We start from the raw sequence: 1,472 nt of genomic DNA, 5'->3' as shown, positions 1-1,472 counted from the left end.
GAGTTGCCGTTCATGCGTATGCGGGCTGGATCAAATGGCGTCATAAAGCGTGGCCATGACGCAATTATCTCACCGTGCTCAGCGGTTCTGCGCGCTTTTCGGCGCAGGCACACTCCTTGCCGCCTTCGGCATGACGGCCTCAAACGCCGCGGATCTGGGCGCGGTCCTGCCACGTCCGGTGCCGACTTTCGCCCAGGTCGATCCAAGCGTTTGGGTGGTGACGGTCAGCGGCTCGCTCCAAGTCGTGCCGCGTTACCCTGGCGCCAGCAACTACACGGCGGTGGGCTATCCCTCCATCGACATCCGACGCCTGGGCGAGCCGCGTCGCTTCTCGGCACCGGACGACGGCTTCAGCCTGTCCCTCTACGATGATCCGGTGTTCCGAATTGGTCCGACCGCTCGCATCGTGCCCGGCCGCTACTACGGCGACGACCGGCGCCACCTGTTCGGTTTCCGCGACGCGCGCTTCGCGGTTGAGCCGGGCGTGTTCGCGGAGTTCTATCCCGTCTCCTTCATTCGCACCCGCGTGGAGGCTCGGCAGGGTATCTATGGGCACCATGGCACGGTCGGCTCGGTAGCGGCCGACTACCTGATCCCAATCGAGAAGCTCCTGTTCTCCATCGGGCCACGCTTCAACATCGGCGATGCCAGCTTCGCCAGAAAGTATTTCGGCGTGTCACCGGCCGAAGCCGCCTTGAACGGACGGATCACCCCCTATGACCCGCGAAGCTTCTATTCCGCCGGTGTGCTCGGCGCTGTGACCTATACGCAGAACGAGACCTGGGCCTACACAGCCTATGCGGGCTACACGCGGATCCTGGGCGTCTCGGGGGACAGCCCGCTGGTCCGCCGCCCGTTCGGTAGCCCCGACCAGTTTCAGTTCGGCATCAAGATCGATTACTCGTTCAAGACACCGGCCCTGTTCTGATCCGCCTACGCGCTTGCGAATGACGCGGGCCCCCAGCCATTGGAAGGTATGCCCCACCTAACTGGGGGTTTGCCGGTCAAAATTAGATCTTCCAACCGATCTCACGATGCCGGATCTCGCCGGCCCGCGCCCCAGCCGCGGATGCGTAAGCGTAGGGCGAATGTTCCGCGTGTTTGCCATCCGCTGTGGTGATGACCCAGCGGAAACAGCCCGTGTGAACCGGACAGGGCACGACGTCGACCTGCGCTGACCGTGCGACCAAGCTCATGATCCAACGGAATGCCTCATGAGCCATCCGTCGTCTACGGCATCAACGGCGAATAAGTTTCAGAGCCACGCTCCGCTAACCCGAACACGTTCCACGATCTCATCGCGGCATAACGAGGAGGCATTCATCTCATCGGTGCAAGGGTGAGACGTACCAGCTGGGGGCGGCAGCTTCCGCCAGGAAACTGTTTCGCCGCCGCGTCCGTTCACCATAGGCGTGGCCAACCTCGGTGGCGCAACCGTTGGAGCCATCTGTGACACGCATCTCTCTCTTGAT

1 protein-coding gene is annotated in these 1,472 nt (G+C 62.8%); it reads left to right on the top strand.

Features of this window, described 5'->3' with window-relative positions:
* The first annotated feature begins 55 nt into the window (after positions 1-55).
* Positions 56-928 carry a MipA/OmpV family protein gene (locus tag MKL01_RS32050; RefSeq protein ID WP_243909215.1) on the top strand — a complete coding sequence of 291 codons (873 nt, stop codon included), beginning with the start codon at positions 56-58 and terminating at the stop codon, positions 926-928.
* Positions 929-1,472 lie beyond the last annotated feature (544 nt).

It is taken from the genome of Methylobacterium sp. J-070 (assembly GCF_022829385.1).
GTDB lineage: Bacteria > Pseudomonadota > Alphaproteobacteria > Rhizobiales > Beijerinckiaceae > Methylobacterium.
Note: the sequence above shows the minus strand (reverse complement) of the source record. Positions and strands in the feature narration are given on the sequence as shown.